Below are 21,591 nucleotides of genomic sequence, written 5' to 3'. Positions count from 1 at the left end.
ACTTAAAGGGGTGATCGCTAAGTGTCAATCTCCCTCTAGTGAGGAAGCCACGAACCGCCGTTTTTGCCAGGAGCAGAATATGAGGCAATTCGCGCTTTAGTTGTTAGGCGGAAATGTGTAGTTTTGCGCCACCGAGAGGTTCTCAACATTGACAAATGCTCTGTCCAAAATCTATATGCCAAACTCAATGGTGGGCTATCGACAACGGCGTGGCATATAAGCTCGTAAGTTTTTGCAATCTAATTGTTTTATGACGGAAGTGTCCGTCAGGCAGGACGGTAAATGCCCCAAGTCTTTTTTGATCTGTCGGAACTGTTCCTGAACTCGGGAGTGAAGTTTAAATATTACGGAATCGCGCGAACCGTAATGGAAGTCGCTTATGAACTGAATTTGGCTGATAAATCAGTAAGGTATGTAATCTATTCGCCGTTGCATCGTCGGTTTTTCGAGGTTTTTCCGCGGACAGGGGATGCATCGCCAACCGGTGTTCTGGATCCGAATGTTCCTTCAAGCGCGACGCCACTGCGCCTCAGACAGAATCTGTTTGATACGAACTTTTTGAAGTCTTTGTTCTACAGGGCGGTGCGGACGGTAGTTGAGCATCGCAATCGCAAACGTTGGGCAACTATTCCGGCGGGTGCAGTTCGAGAGGTTGATCTAGACGGGCAGATTCTGGTCTCGCTTGGGAGGCCTAAAATTATGTCAGATTACATCATGGCGTTGAATGAACGGGGCGAAAAAGCCACCTTTATTCCGATGCTCCATGACATGATCCCGTTGCATAATTTCACCCACCGGAATCAATTTTCGTTCCCGAGGAATTTCATTCACGATAACAAGGTCGCCATAGGGGCCGCGGCGTTGATTTTGACGAATTCAGAATTTACGGCGCGGGAAGTAGAGCATTTTTCTAATATCGGAACATTGCCGCCCGTGCCGGACGTTGTGGCTATACCACTTTGTAACGAGCTTCGGCCAACAGTTGAGCCGATTGATAAGAGGCCGCCACAAGGCCGTTACCTTCTGGGTGTCGGTATCTATAATGGCCGTAAAAACCTGGAATGTGTTGTTGAAGCTATGCTTCTGTTGCAGGCTTCCGGCGTCGTTCCCCCCGCGTTGGTGTTGGCAGGCGCGAGGCGCAGAAGGGTTGAAAAATTTTTAAAACTGGAAAAATTCCGTCCGATAGTCGACAAGTTTCACTTTGTCCTTAATCCGAACCAGGCGGAATTGCGTCTGCTCTATGAAAACGCTTACGGTCTCGTTTTACCGAGCAGGATGGAGGGATGGGGCTTGCCGATCAGCGAAGCCCTGTGGTGCGGTACCCCGGCGTTTGCTGCGGATGTACCGGCATTGAGAGAGGCCGGCGGGACGCTGGCCCTTTATTTCAATCCTGAGAAACCAGATGAGTTGGCGGATTTGGTTCGTGTATTGTTGTTGGAACCCGATAAGTATGCTGCCTTGAAAACGAAGATAGCCGAGTTCAAACCACAAATGCGAACATGGCAGGATGTTGCGTCAGACATACTTCGTGCGATTCATGAATTGGATAACAACGAGAGGCGAGCGGCCACCTAAGGCGGCAAGTCGAAGCTGCGACAGGTTCGACAATCTGCTCTTTGTCCGTTTACTCGTCGTGCAGGCCGATATTGTCGGTAGCCTCCCAATGGTTTTTATCCAATTGCAAACGACGCCTGTACGAAAGAGCTACCTGAACCCCGGCTTTCTACTTCCACATCGCCCGCATCCGCGCGCCCACATCAATCCTGATCTGCTGCGCGCTACGCTCGGAAGCGGCGGCCGATACAATCGGCCAGGTTGTGGTTTCGAAGAATTGCAGCAGGGTTGCCGGTATGAAGCGGGTTCTTGAGGCGTAGACATGCCGGTCGCCCTGCTGGCTCTGGCCGCCGGTGAAGAAGCGTTGTGGCGTGATCAGCGACAGGCCGTCCTTGGCGCGGGTCATCGCGACATAGAGCAGCCGTCGCTCTTCCTCCAGTTCCTGGGTGGTGCCGACGCCAAGGTCGGACGGGATGCAGCCATCGATGACGTTGAGGATGAAGACGGAACGCCATTCCTGGCCTTTTGCCGAATGGATGGTCGACAGGGTCAGGTAATCCTCGTCAAGCAGCGGCACGCCCGCCTGATCGCTGGTGGCGTCAGGCGGATCAAGTGTCAGCTCGGTCAAAAATCGTTCGCGGGAGGGATAACCGCTGGCGATCTGCTCGAGCTGCAGCAGATCGGCCTTGCGGCTATCGGCATCTTCATGGATGCGTTCGAGATGGGGCTCGTACCATAGCCTTGCCTGCCCGATTTCGCCCGGCCAGCCGTTTTGGCCACGCCGCAGCCCCACCAGCATTTGCGTGAAAGCCGTCCAGTCATCGCCAGTCTTCGGCGGCGGCGGAATTTCGGCAAGGGCAAGCAGCGGCTCGGGGTCTGCCGCGATCGTATCGAGAATGTTGCCGGCTTTCTTCGGTCCGATGCCGGGCAGCATCTGCAGCAGCCGGAAGCCGGCGACACGGTCGCGCGGGTTCTGCGCGAAACGGAGGACCGCCAGCATGTCCTTCACATGGGCGCTGTCGAGGAATTTCAGGCCGCCGAATTTGACGAAGGGGATGTTGCGGCGGGTCAGTTCCACCTCGAGCGGGCCGCTGTGGCTGGAGGTGCGAAACAGCACGGCCTGCTGTTTCAGCGTCATACCGGTCTCGCGATTGGCAAGGACCTGATCGATAATGAAATTCGCCTGTTCGGTTTCATCCTTCACCGTCACCAGCTTCGGGCGTTCGAGCGACTGCCGCTCCGTCCACAGGTTTTTGGTGAAACGCTCACGCGCCAGATCGATGACGCCATTGGCGGCGGCAAGAATTGGCTGCGTTGAGCGATAGTTGCGATCAAGCGTGATGATATCCGCCGCCGGGCTGAACGATGCCGGAAAATCGAGGATGTTGCGCACCGTCGCAGCGCGGAACGAATAGATCGACTGCGCATCGTCACCCACCACCGTCAACCCGCGGCCACCGGGTTTGAGCGCCATCAACACCGAGGCCTGCAGCCGGTTGGTATCCTGATATTCGTCGACCATCACATGGTCGAAACGGTTGCCAATATCGTCTGCCAGAATGGGGTCGCTCACCATCTGCGCCCAATAGAGCAGAAGATCGTCGTAATCGAGCACGTTCTGAACCTGCTTGGACTCGACATAGGCCGCGAATAGTTGCTTGAGTTCGCTCTCCCAGTTGGCGACCCAAGGATAATGCTGGCGCAGGATTTCCTTCAACGCCGTCTGTGAATTCACCGCGCGCGAATAGATCGCAAGGCATGTTCCCTTGGTCGGGAAGCGGCTTTCGGTCTTGGAAAAGCCGAGTTCGTGCCGGGCGAGGTTCATCAGGTCGGCGCTGTCTTCACGGTCGTGGATGGTGAAATCGATATTGAGGCCGATCTGTTCGGCATAGATGCGCAACAGGCGGGCGCCGATGCCATGAAACGTGCCGGACCATGCCAGCGCATCGGTCAGAGCGCCTGAATTGCTGCCGAGAACATGTTTGCAGATACGCTCGACACGCCGCGACATTTCCGAGGCCGCACGTCTGGAAAACGTCATCAGCAGGATGCGGCGGGGATCGGCGCCGTTGACGATCAGATGCGCGACACGATGGGCGAGCGTATTGGTCTTGCCGGAACCGGCGCCGGCAATGATCAAGAGCGGTCCGGCCGTCTGTCCTTCTGTCAGCCCGACGCCGTGTTCCACGGCCTTACGTTGCTGTTCGTTCAACTTGTCCAGATAGGCAACCGCCATGCCTGCAATCCTTGATATGTGGTTGTCTGTCCGTGGATAGCGGTGGAAATGGCCAGCCGTCGAGGCATCGGCTGGCCATTTCCACCGTTCCTGCAATGATTAGCAAAGACTCAAACACCAATCCAGAACAAATAATGAACGCCCCGACTTGGTAATCCAGGCCGATATGTCGGCCCGGGTGGCGATGGGTCGAGAGGATCTGATTTTCCCATCACGATAAGAATAGTAATGAGGAAAATCTCGTACTTAATTGAAATATATAATCATTTATTGTCGTTTCTTTCGCGTTAGCGGTTTCGACTTGGAAAGGCTTGAACCAGGCCGGAGGCTTGCGAGTTCAATCATCGGCCTCGGGAATGAGGTCTGTCTGTTGGGAGGACTAAATGAAAAATCTGAAATTCTGCCTGATCGCCGTAGCTGCCCTTGCCACCTCGACATTTGCCTCGGCCGAGCAGAAAGCCGTGAAATCCGATGTCACAATCGCCTCTGACATCAATTACCTGCTCTACACCCCGAAGGACTATGCCGGTTCGGAAAAGACTTACCCTCTCGTTGTCTGGCTGCATGGCGGTGATCAGGGTGGCAGTGATGTCGAAAAGCTGCGGACAAGCGGTCTGCCGAAAATGATCGAAGAGGGGCGTGATTTTCCTTTTCTGGTGTTCTCGCCGCAAAACCCCAGTGAGGAGCTGCTTTACCCGATCGAGCGTGTCGCAGCCGCTCTTCAGTCGGTGGTGGCCGATCATCGGGTAGACCGCAGCCGCATCTACCTGATCGGCTATAGCCGGGGTGGATTTGGGGCGTGGTCAATGGCCGAACAGTTTCCGGAAGCTTTTGCGGCTGTCGTGCCGATCGCCGGCGGCGGTATCCGGCATTATCTCAACCGCACCAATGAAAAGACCGCCTTCTGGGCTTTTCATGGTGCAAATGACGAGGTGATACCGTTGTCCGACACCGTGGTTCTCGTTCAACGCCTTCAGGAGTTGAAACGCAATGTTCGGCTCACCGTGTTCGAGGATACGAACCACCAGGCGGTGGAGGGAAAAGTGCTTAAGGATGAGGCGATGTGGACCTGGCTTCTCGAACAGAAGCTCGCTGAGGTCAAAGCGCCGTCTTCTCCCTGAGTTTCACCGGATTGCTGATTGAGCCAATCACAAACAAAGCCGCCCGGCGCTTCCGCCGGACGGTTGTCTCTAGAGGCTGGATGTTGATCTAAAGGAAACTGCTTTCGAACAGTTCGCCTGAATAGGCCGCGTGGGTAACGCCCGCTTCAAGGTCGGCCCTGGTCAACTCATCGACGAAAACGCCGTTCTGCATTACGAGAACGCGGTCGCACATATGGGCGATGACCGCGAGATCGTGGCTGACGAGAACGAAGGTGAGGTCGCGTTCCTCGCGCTGATCGGCAAGCAGGTTGAGGATTTCCGCCTGAATGGACACGTCGAGCGCGGATGTCGGCTCATCGAGCAGCAGGATCGGCGGTTCGAGGATCAGCGCGCGGGCGATTGCCACACGCTGGCGCTGGCCTCCGGACAGTTCATGCGGAAACCGCTCGGCGAAATGTGCGGGCAGGCCGACCTGTTGCAGGGCATCAGGGACTTTCGACCAGCCATCGCCGAGCCCCATCGCGCGGATGGGTTCGGCCAGAGCCCGGCCGATGCGATGGCGCGGGTGCAGTGAACCGTAAGGGTCCTGAAACACCATCTGCGCCAGCTTCAGTTCTTCGCGGCTTCGCACCTTACCGACCGGCTTGCCGTCGAAGCCGATCGATCCGGTCCAGACCGATTCCAGACCCGCAAGCGACCGCAGCAATGTCGATTTGCCGCAACCGCTTTCGCCGACGATACCGAGCGTTTCACCCTTGTTGACCTTGAGGCTGACGCCGCGAACGACGTGATTGCGGTTTTCCTTCGCGCCATAGACAACGTCGAGCTTGTCTACCGTGATCATCGCATCACCTCCGCATCGATTGCCTGTCGGTCCAGTACCTTGAGACGCCTGACCGGATTGCGGGGATCGGGCATCGCCGCGATCAGGCCGCGTGTATAGGGATGTTGCGCATCTTCCAGCTTGGTCAGCGTTTCCACCACGCGCCCGCCATACATGACCAGCACCCGTTCGCAGAAGGCGGCAACCATGCGGATGTCATGGCTGATGAGAATGAGGCCCGAATTGTTTTCACGCACCATCTCGTCCAGAAGCAGGAGCACATCCTTGCGGACGCTGACATCGAGAGCCGAGGTCGGCTCGTCGGCGATAACGAGCTTCGGTTTGGCGAGCAGCATCATGGCGATCATCACGCGTTGCCCCATGCCGCCGGAAATCTGGTGTGGGTAAAGCCCCATCACACGGTCCGGATCATTGATACGCACGCGTATCAGCATATCCCGCGCTGCGTTTCTCGCTGCCTTGCCGGAGAGAGCCAGATGCAGTTCGGCCGCTTCCGCCACCTGTTTTCCAATCGGCAGGACCGGATTGAGCGAATAACGCGGGTCCTGCATGATCAACGCCATTTCGCTGCCGCGGATCGCGCCCATCTGGCGTTCGGATCTGGTAAGCAGCGGTTCGGAGAGGAAATCCATGCGCTCCGCCGTCACGGTGGCGCTTTTTGGCAGAAGCCGCATGGCGGCGCGGCCGGTCGTGGACTTGCCGGAGCCGGACTCGCCGACGATGCCGACACGCTCGCGCCCGACGTCGAAGTTGACATTGGAAACGGCGGGAATGGAGTTGCGGCCAAAGCGAACGTTGAGGTCGCGGACCGAGAGAATGGGGGAGCTATCAGGAACGGGCATGGCGCGGATCCAGCAGGTCTCGCAGCGTATCGCCGGCGATGTTGAAGGCAAGGCTCGTCAGCAGGATGGCGATGCCGGGCATGACGGCAACCCACCAGTAGTCGAGCATGAATTTACGGCCGCTGGAGATCATCGCTCCCCATTCCGGCAGCGGCGGCTGAGCGCCCAGACCGAGGAAGCCAAGCGAAGCGGCAGTGAGGATGATGCCAGCCATGTTCAGTGTCAGGCGGACGATGACCGAAGGAATGCACATCGGCGCAATGTATAAAAACAGGATACGCAGCGGCGAGGCGCCATAAAGGCGCGCGGCGGCGACATAGTCTGTATTGCGCACGACGAGAGCTTCGGCGCGGGCGAGACGCGCGATTGGCGGCCAGGCGGTCAGCGAGATCGCGATGATCGCCGTGCCGAGACCCGCACCCATGGCGGCCGCAAAGGCAAGCGCCAGCACGAGCGATGGGAAGGACAGAACGATATCGGTGGCGCGCATCAGGATCGCGTCGGTTCTGCCGCCGAAGAAACCGGCCATGACGCCAATCGCCAAGCCGATGGGGCCGACGATAACCGAGACCGACAAGACGGTCTGGATGGTGATGCGGGTGCCATAGACAAGCCGGCTGAAAATATCCCGGCCGAATTCGTCGGTTCCGGCCAGATGCAGCCAGCTGGGCGGCTGAAGCGCATTGTCGAGCGCTTGGCGCGCCGGATCGAATGGCGCAATGAGCGGTGCGAAAATCGCGACGAGAACCAGGATGGCAAGGATGGCAAAACCGAACATTCCAAGCGGCTCGTCACCGAGCTTTCTGAGTGTCCGGAACGTCGTTGTGGATATCCGCGACAGGGCGCTGCGGCCATGAACAGTATTATTCTGGGTGATATCGGTCATCGAGCGACCTCCCGTGTGCGCGGGTCGAGCGTGGTATAGGCCACGTCTGCCAGGAAGTTGAGCATCATGAAGATGAAGCCGATGACGATGGTGGCCGCGAGAATGGCATTCATGTCACCGATGAGCAGGGCGTTCGTCATATATTGGCCGATGCCCGGCCAGGAGAAGACGATTTCCGTCACCACGGCACCTTCGAGAAGGTTGCCATAGGAGATGGCGAGAACGGTGATGAGCTGTACGGCGATGTTGGGCAGCACGTGACGGGTGATCGTGCGTGCCGGGCTGACGCCCTTGGCGCGCGCTGCCATCACATAATCCTGGCTCAGCTGTTCCAGCGTGAAGGCGCGTGTCATGCGCGTGATATAGGCCATCGCCATATAGGCAAGGATGATCGCCGGCAGGAGGATGTGCGAAAGCGCATTCCAGAAAATCTCGGTCTCGCCGGCAAGCAGGGTATCGACCAGCATCAGTCCCGTTTTCGGCTCGACGAGGCCTTCATAAAAAACGTCGACACGGCCGGGGCCTGCGACGAGGTTGAGATTGGCGTAGAAAATCACCAGCCCGACGATGCCGAACCAGAAGACCGGGATCGAATGCCCCACTAGCGCGAAGACACGCGCAAATTTGTCGATGAATGTATCGCGAAACAGCGCGGCGGCGAGGCCAAGCGGGACGCCGATGACGGTGGAAATGATGATCGCCAGCGTCGCCAGTTCCAGCGTCGCCGGAAAAGCCTGCGCCAGATCCCGGGTCACCGGGTTGCCGGTCAGGATCGCTATCCCGAAATCGCCATGTAGCAGGCCGCGCAGATAGAGGAAAAACTGCTGGTAGAGCGGCAGGTCAAGTCCGAGCCGCGCCCGCATGGCCTCATAGGCCTTGGGGTCCGCAAGCTCCCCAACGATTGCGCCAACCGGATCGGTTGGCATGACGCGTCCAATGATGAACGTGATGCAGAGCAGAATGAAGAGGCTGACGACAAGTTGCAGGAAACGATGTCCAAGCCCACGTAGAGAAATTTCCGTCATTTTTGGCCGCACTTCCGTGGAAGGAATTCTTCAGTGGTCATGGCAGGGTGAGCTGCTCGCCACAGGCGCGCAATTCTCCATTGCAAAAACTCTTGATGGTACTTCATCCCAACTCCTCCCTGAGCTAACATGAAAACATATGACGTAACACAAGGTCATCATATGAGTAACGAAGGGATTCGTATTCCGCAAGAGGGAAGAGTGGCATGAGGGACGATATGACAAAACCGCGGGAGCGGCGGGCGCAACCGATCATCGACAATCTCAGCGCGGAAATTCGCAGCGGTAAACTGAGAAATGGTGACCAGCTTCCCACGGAACCGCAGCTTGAGCGCACCTATGGCGTGAGCCGAACGGTGGTGCGCGAAGCGATCGCGGATTTGCGTTCCGCCGGTTATGTCGTTCCCATCCAGGGCAAGGGGGTTTTTGTCAGCAATACCAGTGAGTGGGACGGGGTGAAGCTGACCCAATCAGAAGCTGGCACCATTGCGGAAACGCTGGAAATGCTGGAGTTCCGGCTGGCAACGGAGGGGGAGGCGGCAGCCATTGCAGCCTATCGCCGGACGGCCCAGCAGGAAGCCGCAATCTCGGCCGCGCACCGGAAAATGGCCCGCGCCATAGATGCCGGCGAAACCACTGTTGACGCCGACTACGAGTTTCACACGGCCATCGCGATTGCCACGAATAACCGTTTTTATCTGGAGGCTCTGCGCCAGTTCGGCTCACGCTCGATACCGCGCGGTCAGTTTCCAACGCTGCCGGAAACGGGGGATGCGAATTATCTTCGCAAAGTGCAGGCGGAACACGATGCAATCCTGCGCGCCATCGTCGAACAGGACCCGGATGCGGCGCGAAAAGCCATGCGCGAACATATGCTTGCGAGCCAGCGTCGATATCGCCTGCTTTCGGAGGCGCAATAGCATCTCGACACTCATCTTATTTCGTGCGATGTCATATGATGACTTGCATGGAGAGAGGAGAGAATCGATGTATGTCGGCACCCAGGTTGCTGCACGCGATGATGAGGATTTCAAGGTTTGGGCGCAGCTCGGCGTCAAAAACATAAGCGCTGACCCGCCCGGAAAGCCCGCGAGCTGGGTTCTGGATGACTTCGAGCGTCTGCGCGACAAGGTCGAAAGTTTCGGTCTGGTACTGGACATGGTGCAATTGCCCCTGCCTTCCCGGCCGATCGAACAGGCATCGTATCCGGATATCCTGCTTGCCGGTCCGGAGCGTGACCGGCAGATCGACGCCGTCTGCACGATGATCGAGAATATTGCCAAGGCCGGCATTCCGGCCGCGAAATACAATCTCAACCTCATCGGTATTCCGCGCACCGAAATGGAACTTGGCCGCGGCGGTTCGCTCAATGAAGCGTGGCGGTGGGACAAGGCCGACCACAATGCCGATCCGGGTCTGGCCGGCGTTCTGTCCGAGGACGAGAACTGGGAACGCATCGACTATTTCCTCGAGCGCGTGGTGCCGGTCGCGGCAAGCAACAAGGTGCGCCTCGCGTGCCATCCGCATGATCCCTATACGCCGCCGGGCTATAAGGGCGTCACGCGTGTGCTTGGCACTGTCGAAGGTCTGAAGAAGTTCGTGCAGATGCGCGAAAATCCCTATCACGGTCTGAATTTCTGCCAGGGATCGATTGGCGAGATGCTCGATAATCCGCGCGAGGAGATCGACGACATCATCCGCTGGTTCGGCAGCCGCGACAAGATTTTCAACGTGCATTTCCGCAATATCAGCGGTGGCAAGTTGTCGTTCATGGAGACGTTCCCAGACGAGGGCGACATGGACATGGTGCGTTCGCTGAAGCTCTACCATGAACTGGGCTATCGCTACATGATAATGCCCGATCATGTGCCGACAATTGCCGGCCGTGACCCTGTCGGTGTCGCCTTCAGCTTCTGCTACGGCTACATCGCCGCGCTTCTGGAAGCGCTCAACAACAAACATCTTTGACTGTTTCAGGCCGGTCGGCGCAGGTCCGCGCCGCCGGTTTCACATCCATAATTACCGATCTGTAGGAGGAGCAGGTATGAGAAAATCATTGATCCGTCTCACATTCACCACCGTTCTGGGAGCCATGCTGGTGCCCGCGGCGCCAAGTCTGGCAAAAACCCCCAACGACCAGCTCATCATCGCAACGTCGCTGGCTCAGGTTCTGTCGCTTGATCCGCATCAGGCAACCGAAGCCAAGGCCAACGAAATCATGGCCAATCTTTATGATCGCCTGATTTCGGTGGATGGTTCGGGCAAGGTTTCGCCGCAGCTGGCGGAACGTTGGGAGACAGATGACAAGGGCATCACGTTTCATCTTCGCGAGGCTAAATTCGCCTCCGGCAATCCTGTCACCTCTGCGGATGTGGTTTATTCGTTCAGCCGTCTGTTGAAGATGAACCAGGCGGCCGCCGCCAACCTTAAACGCGTTGGCTACAATGCTGACAATGTCGACAAGCTGGTGAGCGCGCCGGATGAAAAAACGGTGCGCATCGAACTTTCCGGTGAAACCACGTCCGAACTGCTGCTCTATCGCTTGGCCATGGTCATTGCCAGCGTTGTCGACAGCAAGGAACTCAAGTCCCATGAGGTCAATGATGATTGGGGCAATGCTTGGCTGAGAACGAATTCCGCCGGTTCCGGACCCTTCACGCTCAATCGCTGGTCGCCCAACGAGATCATCATTCTCGAGGCCAACAAGGATTATGTGGCCGGCAGCCCGAAAATGCGCCGCGTCATCGTGCGGCATGTGCCCGAAAGCCAGGTCGAGCGTCTGATGCTGGAGCGCGGCGATATCGACATCGCCAGCGCGCTGACGGCGGCCGACCTTGCCATCTTCAACAACAAGGAAGGTTTTCAGATCCAGCGCGTGCCGACGGGTGGTTTCTATGTCCTGTCGATGAATGCCGGCAAGGAGCCTTTGTCCAACCCCAAGGTCCGCGAGGCAATCGCCTACGGCATCGACTACAAGGGCATGGAAAAGACCATCATGGGGCCTTATGGCCGGGCGCGCACGGTGCCGGTGCCGGAAAACTTCGAATATGCCATTGCAAGCCCGGACTGGAAGCTTGATGTTCCGAAGGCCAAGGCGCTTTTGAAGGAGGCCGGATACGAGAACGGCTTTACGCTTAATCTGAAGACGATTGCGCAGACGCCGCGTATCGACCTCGCTACCGCGATCCAGGCGTCGCTGAGCCAGATCGGTATCACCGTCAACATCCAGCAGGGTAACGGCTCGGATGTGATCGCCGCCCACCGCGCCCGTGATTTCGATCTGCTCATTCCGCAGACCGGCGCCTATATGCCGAATGTGCTGGGTTCCATGGAGCAGTTTTCCAGCAACCCCGACAATTCGCTTGCCGCCAACAACGCCGGCAATTTCGTCTGGCGCTCGGCCTGGGACATTCCGGAACTGACTGCCCTGACGGCAAAGGCTTCGCTTGAGCCGGACGCCAAGAAGCGCGGCGAAATCTACACCGAGATGCAGGAAAAGTTCGTTGCGCAGAAGCCGGCCGTGCTGCCGATGTTCGAGCGGTTCGAACCCATCGTGCTGAATGCGCGCGTGAAGGACTATGTCGGCCATCCAAGCCAGACGACACGGCTGGAAAAGGTGACGAAGGACTAACGGTAAAACCACATACCATCTGAAAACCTGTGACGGGCGGTCTTACCGCCCGTTTTTTTTGGGCAGTTGCAGCGCGATGTTTTAGGGCAAACCGTTGGTTTCAGGCGATTATCGTCATCATCCCGAAATTTCGGGGGTTTTCTCAAGGACTTCATCGGATTAGACCGTGTGACGACCATTCCTTCCGCTGGGCGAGAGTCGCAAACTCCGCTCATCAACCTCCCGTAAAATACGTTGACGATCATGAACCTTGTCCAGATAAAACTTCCGTCGCGGCCGCTGAGCCTCAAGCGTGGCGTCATTTCGGTGCCGGCAGCCTATTATTTTTCCATTCCGGTGCTTCTGGTAATCTTGGCGGTGATGCTTGTGGCTGAGGGCCCGGGCATATTGCGCGACTACCAGATCAGTAAAGATCCGCTGGAAATTGAAAGCGGTGATATCAACGGCAGCTGCAAGACACGCAAGGCAATCTTTACGACATGCGAGGCGGACCTTTCTTATGAGCACGCCGGCGTGAGCTACACGAAGGAAGTCGAGGTTATGTTCGTCGATTTCCATTCCGGCGACTATGAGACCGGGCTGGTCATTTCCGCGAAAAACCCGGAGCTTGCAACGATCTCCCTCGGCATCGATATGCTCTGGAACCGCATCATCACGCTCGGTGTATTTGTCGCCCTGCTCGGTTTCGGCAGTCTGGCAATGCTGTTTACGCTTATTCGCGTCCTGCGAGCCCGACTGCAATTACGGCATCCGGCCCCTTTAACCATTATCCCCGTGGCGCTGACGGCAGTCGCCGAAAAACGCAGCCGTCTTTTCGTGACCTATGCCGATACGGTCAGAGACGCCAAGACCAAGCGGCAGTCCTTCACCCATCTGGAAAGGGGACGCATCCCTGTCGTCGTTGGCCACACTGGAAAACACGATATTGCACTGGCGGTCTGGCACGGCAATACTGCGCTTCCGGTTCTGCTCGACGACCAGCTGGAGCGGATCGACCTGTCGAACGAGGAGAGGGCGCAGGCTCTGGCATCAATCGCACCGATGGTTGCGAGCCAGGCCCAGGAAGGCTCTTCCACTGCCGGTGCGGCGATAAAGAAACAACCGGGCCTTCTGCGGCGAGTGGGCACTTTCGTCGCAATCGTGGCCGTCATCATTGTCGCGGTCTTCGGTTACTGGCTGTGGTATGTCACAGCCGCGCCGTCGCAATTCAATTCGCCGGGCATGGACCTCAACAATATGATGCCCGCAGCCCTTAATGAATGGGGTTGCGCCCGTCTGCAGGAACGCTTCGCCGACGGCCCGGCGCCCTTTGGATGTGCTGCGGCTGACTATCGAAGCTGGAAATAACGGCTTTTTTCTCTAACGTCGCCGGACCGAGCGCAATGTTTTGCGCCGGTCCGGTGCATTTCCTGCTCGGCGCAGAACGGATGACGCCATTTATCAATGGTTGCATTAGAGATTTATAAATAAACCAAATTCATAGTGCGATCATGGGCGGTTCTTCAGAGGCTGGGAGAGTGCATCATGTTCACGGTTCTGGAATGCGTCGCGGTACAACACGACCGGGCGGTCGTGCTTCTTGCGGCATTGATCTGCCTGCTCGGCATGCTCGCGTTTTTTCACCTGTTGTTGCGCGCCGAGGAAAGTCCGGTTGGCCGCAAGCCCTATTGGGTTCTGACTGCCGCCTTTGCCGGGGGGCTCAGCGTCTGGGCCACACATTTCGTCGCCATGCTCGCCTATAAGGGCTCGGTCCCTATCGGGTTTGATTTTTCCTTCACGGCTCTTTCAGCGGCGCTTCCTGTTCTGGGTTTCTGGCTGGCGCTCCGGGTTCCATCGCAGGCAGGCTACAGCCCTGCTATCGTCGGAACGCTGGTGACCGTTTCGGTCGCCGTCATGCATTTCGTCGGCATGGCAGGAATGGATGTCGCTGCCACCGTCAGCTATCGCTGGGGTGCTGTCCTTGGCGGTTTTGCCGTTTCCTGGGTGTTTTTTCTTCTGGCCTTTTTCCTGTTTCGCCGTCCCGGCTCCTGGAAACAGCATATCCTCCTTCCGGCCGGCTCTTCGATACTGGCAATCTGCGCGCTGCACTTCACCACCGTTTCGGCAACGGTGCTGTCGCCGGATCCCTCCATTTCCGGTCCTGATCCCGATAGCCTCGCAAGGCTGATGGTGATCGGCGCCGTGTCCGGCGTAACGTTCCTCATCCTTTGCGCGACCGCCACCGCGGCGCTGGTGGATCGTTACCTTGTCGATCTCAAGGGCCTTGTCGATGCGACGCTGGATGGTCTTGCCGTTGTGCGCGATGGTCGTATCGTTGAGCTTAACACCCGCTTTGCCGGACTTCTTGGCAGTGATGAGGTAGCCCTCATCGGAAAAAATCCCGATGATCTGTTCAAGGCCATCGATGGGCAACCCGCTTATCTGCCCCGCCACGCGCCGGTTGAGGCGATCCGCGAGCGGGCCGACCGGCAGCAGGTGTTCGAACTTGCCGTGCGAACCATCGAATATCGTGGTCGCCCCTGCGAGGTGATGGCCATTCGCGACCTGACGGAAAAGCGCGAGGCGCAACGGGAAATCGAATATCTCGCACGCCATGACGTGCTGACGGGTCTTTCGAACCGTACGATGTTCCAGACCCGGCTTCGCCAGCAGATCGAAAACTGCGACGATGAGGACGAATTTGCGCTGCTGGCGCTTGATCTCGACCGGTTCAAGGCGGTTAATGACATATTCGGCCATGCCGAGGGTGACCGCGTGCTGAAAAGGGTCGCCGCCATTCTCCATGAATGCGCAAGGGCAGGCGACGTGGTCGCGCGCCTTGGCGGCGATGAGTTTGTGATCCTGACTGCCCGGCACACCAAGGCGGATGAGGCGCGCCTGCTCGCCGAGACCATCCTTGGCATGTTCGCACTGAAAATGAATGTTGCCAACGACCCGACCGCCGTCGGCGTCAGCATCGGCATTGCCGTTTTCCCGCGCGATGGTCAGGATGATGAAAGCATCATGCACGCTGCAGATCTCGCGCTTTATCGCGCCAAGGTCGGCGGGCGCGGCATATTGGCTTTTTACGATCCTTTGATGGATCAGGAGGCGCGTGAGCGCCGCCAGCTCGAAACGGATTTGCGGCTTGCCGTCAATCGCAACGAGTTGCTGCTGAACTATCAGCCGGTTCTATCCGTCGAATGTGGTCAGGTCGTTGGTTACGAGGCGCTGGTGCGCTGGCAACATCCGACAAGGGGTGTCGTGTCGCCGGATGTTTTCATCCCGATAGCCGAGGAAAGCGGGATCATAATTTCGCTGGGCGAATGGGTGTTGCGTGAGGCCTGCCGTGAGGCGAGCACCTGGGCGCCGCATCTGAAAATCGCGGTCAATGTCTCGCCATTGCAATTCTCTCTGGCAAATCTCGGCCATGTCGTCTGCACGGTGCTGATGCAGACCGGTCTTTCCCCGAGCCGGCTGGAACTGGAAATCACCGAGGCCGCGCTGCTGAAAGACCGCAAGGCGACGCTGATCATCCTCAACCAGTTGAAAGCGCTGGGCGTCGCCATCGTCATGGACGATTTCGGTACGGGTTATTCCTCGCTCAGCAATCTGCAGAGTTTCCCGTTCGACAAGATCAAGATCGATCGCAGCTTCATTGCCGCCATGAGCGATGATGACAATGCCCGCGCCATCGTGCGCGCCGTGATCGGCCTTGGCCGCAGCCTCGATCTGCCGGTAACGGCGGAAGGGATTGAAACCGACGCGCAATATCGCATGGTCGTCGATGAAGGTTGCGCGCAGGCGCAAGGCTATCTCTTCGGCAAACCGGATGTGGCGCCCGCCGCGGCCGCGGGCACGACCATACGGAAGAAATATTCCGTTTGAAAGAACGTGCGGCGGCATGATGCCGTTGCCCACGGTTCCCCAGATGATGGAACGAGAGTGGACGCAGATCGTTAGGGTCACGTGTGATGCGTCCACATCGACGGCCAGATCCGGCACCGGACGGCCAGCGTTATCGAGCGATACAAATCCGCTTGTCACGGGACGCACCACGGATGGACATCTATCTATGGGAGAGACCGCGATGACAGACCGCCTCGAGCCGCAGGACCCGCGCAGCCAGTACCCGCGTCCGCCATTTTCGACACCGGAACAGGAAATGCCGGGTCTGGTGACGAATATGACGCCTTTTCCGGACCACGGCGAAAAGAGCTACAAGGGCTCGGGCAAGCTTGCCGGGCGCAAGGCGCTGATAACCGGCGGCGATTCCGGCATTGGCCGTGCCGTCGCGATCGCCTTTGCGCGCGAGGGGGCGGATGTCGCGATCTCCTATCTGCCCGAAGAGGAATCCGATGCCGAGGAGGTTGTGGCGCTCATCGAGGCGGAAGGCCGTGTGGCCGTGGCGTTGCCCGGCGATATCACCCATGAGGGCTGGTGCGGGGAACTGGTCGAAAAGGCGGTCGGTGATCTCGACGGGCTGGATATTCTTGTCATCAATGCCGCGAGACAGCAGTACCGCGAAGGCATAGACGAGCTGTCGACCGACGATTTCGACCGCACCATGAAGACCAATCTCTACGCGCTGCACTGGATTGCCCAGGCTGCCGTTCCACACCTGAAGCCGGGCTCGTCGGTGATCACGACAGCATCGATACAAGCCTATGAGCCGTCGCCGATCCTGCTCGACTACGCAACCACCAAGGCCGGCATCGTCGCCTACACCAAAGCGCTCGCCAAACAGCTGATCGAAAAAGGCGTTCGGGCAAATGCGGTGGCGCCCGGACCTTTCTGGACTGTGTTGCAGCCGAGCGGCGGCCAGCCCGACGAAAAGGTGCGCAATTTCGGCAAGGACAGCGATTTTGGCCGCCCGGGGCAGCCTGCGGAACTCGCGCCCGTCTATGTGCTGCTCGCCTCTCAGGATGGGAGCTTCATCAATGGCGAGGTCTACGGCGTGACCGGTGGCAGGGGCATTGCCTGAGGGTGATGCGTCAGTCTTGAGGATGTGACATGAAACGGCAGGCAGAACGTTCAGATACGCAGGTAAACGCCCTCGACGTCCGCGACCGGCTGATACTGGCGCTCTATGCGCAGCTGAAGGCGGAGCGTCATACCCGCGAGGCGATGGAATGGGTCATCCGTAATGAGGGCCTTTCTCCGGAGGTGCTGGCGGCGATGGCATCCGACCCAGTGCCGGTGCTGGCGGAAACGGATGTGCCGGCCATCGAGCGTATTCTTGCTGCCGACCGGGGTGATGAGCGATCTCCCGACAGTCATCGCGGGCGGGCATCATGAACAGGAGAGCAAGCTGGAAGGGCCATCTTGCCTTTGCCGATTTCAACTGCGAAATCGGGCTTTATTCCGCGCTGACCTCAACGGAGAAGATTTCGTTCAACATCGTCAATCGCAAGACCGGCCACCGGGTGGAACGGCAATATGTCGATAGCGATACCGGCGAGGCCGTCGGGCGTGACGATCAGGTCAAGGGTTACGAGCGCGACAATGGTGATTACATTATCATCGAAGGTGACGAGATCGCGAAACTGATGCCGGAGAGTGACAAGGTCATTCGTATCCGGCATTTTCTTGAATGCGACGAGATCGACAAGCTGTTTTTCGATAAGCCCTACTATCTTGCGCCGACGCAGGAAGGCGGGGAGGAAGCGCTGACGCTGCTGGCAAAGGCGATGGAGGACGAAAACGTCGTCGCTCTTGGCGAGGCGGTGCTTTTCCGCCGCAATCGCATGTTGCTGATCCGCCCAAGCGGCAAGGCTCTCGTCGCCACGACGCTGAATTTCGGCTACGAGGTGCGCGCTGAGAGCACCGTCTTCAAGTCCATTCCCGATATCCAGTTCGATGACGAGATGCTGGAGCTTGCCGGCCATATCATCAAAACACGCGCCGGCACCTTCGATCCTTCCGACTATAGCGACCGCTATAATGATGCACTTGCGGAGCTGGTGAAGGCCAAGATTGAGGGCCGGGAAATCCAAAGGCGGCCCGCTCCGAAGCAAGACAATGTCATCGATCTGAAAGAGGCCCTTCGCCGCAGTGCGAATGCCGAGGGCGGGAAGAAAACCAGAACGGCGGGTCGCAAGATGTCAGGGAAAGCGAGCTGATGCATGGGATTGCAGACCTATAACGCCAAGCGCAGTTTCGACAAGACGCCGGAGCCGAAGGGTACGCGGGCCGAAGCGGAGGGGTCGAGTTTCGTGATACAGAAACACGATGCCCGTCGGCTGCATTATGATTTCCGGCTGGAAATGGACGGTGTGCTGAAAAGCTGGGCGGTGACGCGCGGCCCGAGCCTCGATCCGGAGGACAAGCGCCTTGCGGTGCATGTCGAAGATCACCCGCTAAGCTATGGTGATTTCGAGGGCGTCATTCCCAAGGGACAATATGGCGGTGGAACGGTCATCGTGTGGGATCGCGGCGTCTGGCAGCCGATTGGTGATGCCAGGAAAGGATATCGCAAGGGCCATCTCGAATTTGAACTTGATGGCGAAAAGCTAAAAGGGCGCTGGCACCTGGTTCGTATGCACGGAAAACCCGGTGAGAACAGGGAAAACTGGCTGCTGATCAAGGGTGATGATGAGGAAGCGCGCCATGAAGGTGGAGCGGATATTCTGGAGGAACGACCGGAATCGGTAAAGACCGGACGCAGCGTCGAGGATGTCGCGGCCAAACCGAAGGACACGTGGAATTCCAAGCCGGTATCGAAAAAGGCAACTGCCTCTTCTTCCGGCCAAAAGCAGGCGCATGCCTTGCCCAGGGGCGCACGCAAACAGGCGCTTCCGTCTTTCGTGCCGCCGGCGTTGGCAACGCTGAAGCCGAAACCGCCAGTTGGTTCCCGCTGGCTGCATGAAATCAAATTCGATGGTTACCGCCTGCAGGTGCGGCTCGATCACGGCAAACTCCAGCTTCTGACGCGCAGCGGGCTGGACTGGACGGAGAAGTTTGGCGATGCGGTGGCACGCGCGTTGAAAGCCCTGCCGGCCGAAACCCTGCTGATGGACGGGGAAATCGTGGTGGAACGCGACAGCGGCGCCTCCGACTTCTCGGCATTGCAGCAGGATCTGAGCGAGGGGCGGAGTGATCGTTTCGTTTTTTACGCCTTTGATCTGCTATATCTCGATGGTTCCGATCTGCGTGGGGCGGCGCTTACCGATCGCAAGGCGTTGCTAGAAAAGCTGCTGCCAGCGGGCGATCCCAAGCTTCGGTACAGCGAACATTTCGAGGAGAGTGGCGAGCTTGTGCTGGACCACGCCTGCCGTCTCAGCCTTGAGGGTGTTATCTCCAAGGTCAAGAACAGCCAATATGTTTCCGGCCGCAAGGGCGAATGGGTGAAATCCAAATGTTCGATGCGGCAGGAATTCGTCATCGGCGGCTACACGCTCTCTTCGACATCGGACCACGCCATCGGCTCACTGGCGCTTGGCGTTTATGAAAAGGGCAAGCTGCGCCATGTCGGCCGCGTCGGTACCGGCTACACGGGCGAAGTGGCGGAAATGCTGCTTGGCCGCCTGAAGCCGCTGGAAAGTGAGGAAAGCCCGTTTGGCGACAAGCTCACCGCGCTTGCGCGCCGTGACCTTCATTTCGTCACGCCGCAACTGGTGGCGGAAGTGGAGTTCCGAGCCTGGTCTGGAGATGGCAATCTGCGTCACGCTTCCTTCCGGGGCCTGCGCGAAGACAAGCCGGTGGAAGAAATCGAACGTGAGGAGAAGGCCGTGAGCGATACCAGCGCGCCGCAATCCACCATCAAATTCACCCATCCGGACCGGCTTTACTGGCCTGACGACGGTGTGACGAAGGAGGGGCTCGCCGATTATTACGCGCAGGTGTGGCGGCATATGTCGCCCTTCGTTGTCGATCGACCGCTGGCGTTGCTGCGTTGTCCAGAGGGCATAGAGGGGCAGCGGTTTTTTCAGAAACACGCCTGGCGCGGCATCAACAAGGCCGTGGAGCAGATCAAGGATCCCAAGGACAAGGGCGGTGAACCGCTCATCCGCATCACCGATTTCGACGGTCTTATGGCTCTGGTCCAGTCCGCAACGCTCGAAATTCACCCATGGGGCGCCACCACCGCCAACTGGGAGAAACCCGACATGATCACCATGGATATCGATCCCGGCGAAGACGTGGCCTGGGAAGAGGTGATCGAGGCGGCTATGGAACTGAAACGGCGTTTCGAGGACGCCGGGCTTGTCGCCTTCGTCAAGACTTCGGGCGGCAAGGGCCTGCATGTCGTCGCGCCGCTGAAACCGCAGGCAGGCTGGGCAGCCGTAAAGGCTTTCTCGAAAGCGATGGCCGCCGATATGTCGACGGCGGAACCTGATAAATATCTTTCCGTGGCAACGAAAGCAAAACGCCGGGGCCGCCTTTTCATCGATTATCTGCGCAATGGCAGGGGCAATACGGCGGTCGCGCCCTATTCGACGCGTGCCCGGCCCGGTGCGGCCATTTCCGCCCCGCTGGAATGGTCGGAACTCACGGCCGAGATTGGCCCGGCGCATTTCACCGTCGCCAATATTGGTGCGCGTCTCTCAGTCCTCAAGAATGACCCATGGGACGGATTTTTCGCCGCTGCCCGGCCGCTGCCGAAAAAGGCCGGCTAACACCTAGCGTCGCTTGTCGGCGGCAAGGCTTTTCTTCAGAGCGTCCATGATGTTGATGACATTGCCACCGGTGCGGGCTTTCGTGCCGGTTTTCTGTTTCGAGGACGGGGTTTCGTCACCTTTGGTCTTCAGCAGCGCCTTGATCTTTTTCTGGATGGGGTCCTGCACCAGGGTCGGCTTCCAGCCCGTCTTCTGTTTGCCGATGCGTTTTTCCATGGCATCCAGCAGGGGCCTGTCGATTTTCATTTTCGGCTCAAGCGCATCAATGCTCTCGCGAACCTCCTCGCCATAATGCAGCGTCCAAAGAATAATGCCCTTGCCGGAAGGCTCCAGCAGTACGGCTCTTTCGTGACGGTAGAGAACGAGCCGTGCGATACCGACAACGCCATTCGCCGACATGGCCTCCCGGATAACGCTGAAGGCTTCCGCGCCGATCTTGTCTTCCGGCCGCAGGAAGTGCGGGCGGTCGTACCAGATCCAGTCGATCGAACCTGTGGGAACGAAGGTCTTGATATCGATCGTGCGCGTGCTTTCCAGCGCCACTGCATCGATCTCGTCATCCTCTAGCAGCACATAGTCGTCTTCGGCGCGGGGAAAACCCTTCACCTGGTTTTTCGCCGCTACCGGCCGGTGGGTGATGCTGTCGACATAGCGGCTTTCGACGCGATTGCCGGTCTTGCGATTGAGAATGTGGAAGCGGTATTTATTGCCTTCCGTGGTGGCGGGCGTCAGCGAAACGGCAGCGGTCACCAGCGACAGCTTCAGATAACCCTTCCAGAAAACCTGCCGTGCCATGTGATCCGCGATCCGTTTCGTCGCCGTTGGTCTCGCGGATCAAACAGCAACAGGGTGGCTTTTGTTCCGGGAGAGGGC

At 58.2% G+C, this 21,591-nt stretch carries 17 protein-coding genes; 11 read left to right on the top strand and 6 right to left on the bottom strand.

Annotated elements, in window-relative coordinates; genetic code table 11:
* The first annotated feature begins 282 nt into the window (after nt 1–282).
* The gene (locus JZX89_RS25015; protein ID WP_207135678.1) at nt 283–1,575 is read left to right on the top strand and encodes a glycosyltransferase family 4 protein; all 1,293 of its coding nucleotides are present in this window, start codon (nt 283–285) and stop codon (nt 1,573–1,575) included.
* Between the two features lie 148 nt (nt 1,576–1,723).
* Here JZX89_RS25015 and JZX89_RS25010 read toward each other — a convergent pair whose 3' ends face one another.
* Complete coding sequence (locus JZX89_RS25010; RefSeq protein ID WP_207135677.1) at nt 1,724–3,790, bottom strand: ATP-dependent helicase; 2,067 nt, start codon at nt 3,788–3,790, stop codon at nt 1,724–1,726.
* A gap of 383 nt (nt 3,791–4,173) precedes the next feature.
* On the opposite strand from JZX89_RS25010, the gene JZX89_RS25005 reads away from it, so the two are divergent.
* Nucleotides 4,174–4,911 (top strand): carboxylesterase family protein, encoded by a 738-nt coding sequence (locus JZX89_RS25005; RefSeq protein WP_174375012.1) that lies wholly within the window; start codon nt 4,174–4,176, stop codon nt 4,909–4,911.
* A gap of 88 nt (nt 4,912–4,999) precedes the next feature.
* Here JZX89_RS25005 and JZX89_RS25000 read toward each other — a convergent pair whose 3' ends face one another.
* The 4 genes from JZX89_RS25000 to JZX89_RS24985 are packed head-to-tail and all read right to left on the bottom strand — an operon-like array spanning nt 5,000 to nt 8,490.
* The gene (locus JZX89_RS25000; RefSeq protein ID WP_207135676.1) at nt 5,000–5,737 is read right to left on the bottom strand and encodes an ABC transporter ATP-binding protein; all 738 of its coding nucleotides are present in this window, start codon (nt 5,735–5,737) and stop codon (nt 5,000–5,002) included.
* Nucleotides 5,734–6,579: an ABC transporter ATP-binding protein gene (locus tag JZX89_RS24995; protein WP_153516020.1), complete on the bottom strand. Its 846-nt coding sequence runs from the start codon at nt 6,577–6,579 to the stop codon at nt 5,734–5,736. Before JZX89_RS24995 ends, JZX89_RS25000 begins: the two co-directional genes overlap by 4 nt.
* Nucleotides 6,566–7,465 (bottom strand): ABC transporter permease, encoded by a 900-nt coding sequence (locus JZX89_RS24990; protein ID WP_153516021.1) that lies wholly within the window; start codon nt 7,463–7,465, stop codon nt 6,566–6,568. The genes JZX89_RS24995 and JZX89_RS24990 overlap by 14 nt, the downstream gene beginning before the upstream one ends.
* Nucleotides 7,462–8,490: an ABC transporter permease gene (locus tag JZX89_RS24985; RefSeq protein ID WP_207135675.1), complete on the bottom strand. Its 1,029-nt coding sequence runs from the start codon at nt 8,488–8,490 to the stop codon at nt 7,462–7,464. The genes JZX89_RS24990 and JZX89_RS24985 overlap by 4 nt, the downstream gene beginning before the upstream one ends.
* 206 nt (nt 8,491–8,696) lie before the next feature.
* Between JZX89_RS24985 and JZX89_RS24980 the strand changes: the two genes are divergently transcribed.
* From JZX89_RS24980 to ligD, 9 genes are all read left to right on the top strand, one after another.
* Nucleotides 8,697–9,410 carry a FadR/GntR family transcriptional regulator gene (locus tag JZX89_RS24980; RefSeq protein WP_149900940.1) on the top strand — a complete coding sequence of 238 codons (714 nt, stop codon included), beginning with the start codon at nt 8,697–8,699 and terminating at the stop codon, nt 9,408–9,410.
* Between the two features lie 67 nt (nt 9,411–9,477).
* Nucleotides 9,478–10,458, top strand: coding sequence for a mannonate dehydratase (locus tag JZX89_RS24975; RefSeq protein ID WP_153516022.1), 981 nt, complete (start codon nt 9,478–9,480; stop codon nt 10,456–10,458).
* Nucleotides 10,459–10,534: 76 nt separating this feature from the next.
* Nucleotides 10,535–12,121, top strand: a complete 1,587-nt coding sequence (locus JZX89_RS24970; protein WP_207135674.1) for an ABC transporter substrate-binding protein — start codon at nt 10,535–10,537, stop codon at nt 12,119–12,121.
* Between the two features lie 243 nt (nt 12,122–12,364).
* Nucleotides 12,365–13,468, top strand: coding sequence for a hypothetical protein (locus JZX89_RS24965; RefSeq protein ID WP_207135673.1), 1,104 nt, complete (start codon nt 12,365–12,367; stop codon nt 13,466–13,468).
* A gap of 177 nt (nt 13,469–13,645) precedes the next feature.
* On the top strand, nt 13,646–15,988 hold the full coding sequence (locus tag JZX89_RS24960; RefSeq protein ID WP_207135672.1) for a bifunctional diguanylate cyclase/phosphodiesterase: 2,343 nt from the start codon (nt 13,646–13,648) through the stop codon (nt 15,986–15,988).
* Nucleotides 15,989–16,190: 202 nt separating this feature from the next.
* Nucleotides 16,191–17,084 (top strand): SDR family oxidoreductase, encoded by an 894-nt coding sequence (locus JZX89_RS24955; RefSeq protein WP_207135671.1) that lies wholly within the window; start codon nt 16,191–16,193, stop codon nt 17,082–17,084.
* Nucleotides 17,085–17,113: 29 nt separating this feature from the next.
* Complete coding sequence (locus JZX89_RS24950; RefSeq protein WP_207135670.1) at nt 17,114–17,398, top strand: hypothetical protein; 285 nt, start codon at nt 17,114–17,116, stop codon at nt 17,396–17,398.
* Entirely contained in the window at nt 17,395–18,222 is an 828-nt protein-coding gene (gene ku, locus JZX89_RS24945; protein ID WP_149900945.1) for a non-homologous end joining protein Ku, read from the top strand. The genes JZX89_RS24950 and ku (JZX89_RS24945) overlap by 4 nt, the downstream gene beginning before the upstream one ends.
* Before the next feature lie 3 nt (nt 18,223–18,225).
* The gene (ligD, locus tag JZX89_RS24940) at nt 18,226–20,718 is read left to right on the top strand and encodes a DNA ligase D (RefSeq protein ID WP_207135669.1); all 2,493 of its coding nucleotides are present in this window, start codon (nt 18,226–18,228) and stop codon (nt 20,716–20,718) included.
* Nucleotides 20,719–20,721: 3 nt separating this feature from the next.
* On the opposite strand, the gene ku (JZX89_RS24935) is transcribed toward ligD, so the two are convergent.
* Nucleotides 20,722–21,513, bottom strand: a complete 792-nt coding sequence (ku, locus tag JZX89_RS24935) for a non-homologous end joining protein Ku (protein WP_153516029.1) — start codon at nt 21,511–21,513, stop codon at nt 20,722–20,724.
* Nucleotides 21,514–21,591: the final 78 nt, after the last annotated feature.

Origin of the sequence: Agrobacterium burrii, from assembly GCF_017313405.1 — a bacterium.
Taxonomy (GTDB): domain Bacteria; phylum Pseudomonadota; class Alphaproteobacteria; order Rhizobiales; family Rhizobiaceae; genus Agrobacterium; species Agrobacterium burrii.
Note: the sequence above shows the minus strand (reverse complement) of the source record. Positions and strands in the feature narration are given on the sequence as shown.

Excerpts from the sequence above, each read along its gene's own strand:
- JZX89_RS24975 (WP_153516022.1), top strand. The coding sequence starts at position 9,478 with ATGTATGTCGGCACCCAGGTTGCTGCACGCGATGATGAGGATTTCAAG.
- ku (WP_153516029.1), bottom strand. The coding sequence starts at position 21,513 with ATGGCACGGCAGGTTTTCTGGAAGGGTTATCTGAAGCTGTCGCTGGTG.
- JZX89_RS24965 (WP_207135673.1), top strand. The coding sequence starts at position 12,365 with ATGAACCTTGTCCAGATAAAACTTCCGTCGCGGCCGCTGAGCCTCAAG.
- JZX89_RS25010 (WP_207135677.1), bottom strand. The coding sequence starts at position 3,790 with ATGGCGGTTGCCTATCTGGACAAGTTGAACGAACAGCAACGTAAGGCC.
- ku (WP_149900945.1), top strand. The coding sequence starts at position 17,395 with ATGAACAGGAGAGCAAGCTGGAAGGGCCATCTTGCCTTTGCCGATTTC.
- JZX89_RS25005 (WP_174375012.1), top strand. The coding sequence starts at position 4,174 with ATGAAAAATCTGAAATTCTGCCTGATCGCCGTAGCTGCCCTTGCCACC.
- JZX89_RS25000 (WP_207135676.1), bottom strand. The coding sequence starts at position 5,737 with ATGATCACGGTAGACAAGCTCGACGTTGTCTATGGCGCGAAGGAAAAC.
- JZX89_RS24995 (WP_153516020.1), bottom strand. The coding sequence starts at position 6,579 with ATGCCCGTTCCTGATAGCTCCCCCATTCTCTCGGTCCGCGACCTCAAC.
- JZX89_RS24955 (WP_207135671.1), top strand. The coding sequence starts at position 16,191 with ATGACAGACCGCCTCGAGCCGCAGGACCCGCGCAGCCAGTACCCGCGT.
- JZX89_RS25015 (WP_207135678.1), top strand. The coding sequence starts at position 283 with ATGCCCCAAGTCTTTTTTGATCTGTCGGAACTGTTCCTGAACTCGGGA.
- JZX89_RS24970 (WP_207135674.1), top strand. The coding sequence starts at position 10,535 with ATGAGAAAATCATTGATCCGTCTCACATTCACCACCGTTCTGGGAGCC.
- ligD (WP_207135669.1), top strand. The coding sequence starts at position 18,226 with ATGGGATTGCAGACCTATAACGCCAAGCGCAGTTTCGACAAGACGCCG.
- JZX89_RS24980 (WP_149900940.1), top strand. The coding sequence starts at position 8,697 with ATGAGGGACGATATGACAAAACCGCGGGAGCGGCGGGCGCAACCGATC.
- JZX89_RS24985 (WP_207135675.1), bottom strand. The coding sequence starts at position 8,490 with ATGACGGAAATTTCTCTACGTGGGCTTGGACATCGTTTCCTGCAACTT.
- JZX89_RS24950 (WP_207135670.1), top strand. The coding sequence starts at position 17,114 with ATGAAACGGCAGGCAGAACGTTCAGATACGCAGGTAAACGCCCTCGAC.
- JZX89_RS24990 (WP_153516021.1), bottom strand. The coding sequence starts at position 7,465 with ATGACCGATATCACCCAGAATAATACTGTTCATGGCCGCAGCGCCCTG.
- JZX89_RS24960 (WP_207135672.1), top strand. The coding sequence starts at position 13,646 with ATGTTCACGGTTCTGGAATGCGTCGCGGTACAACACGACCGGGCGGTC.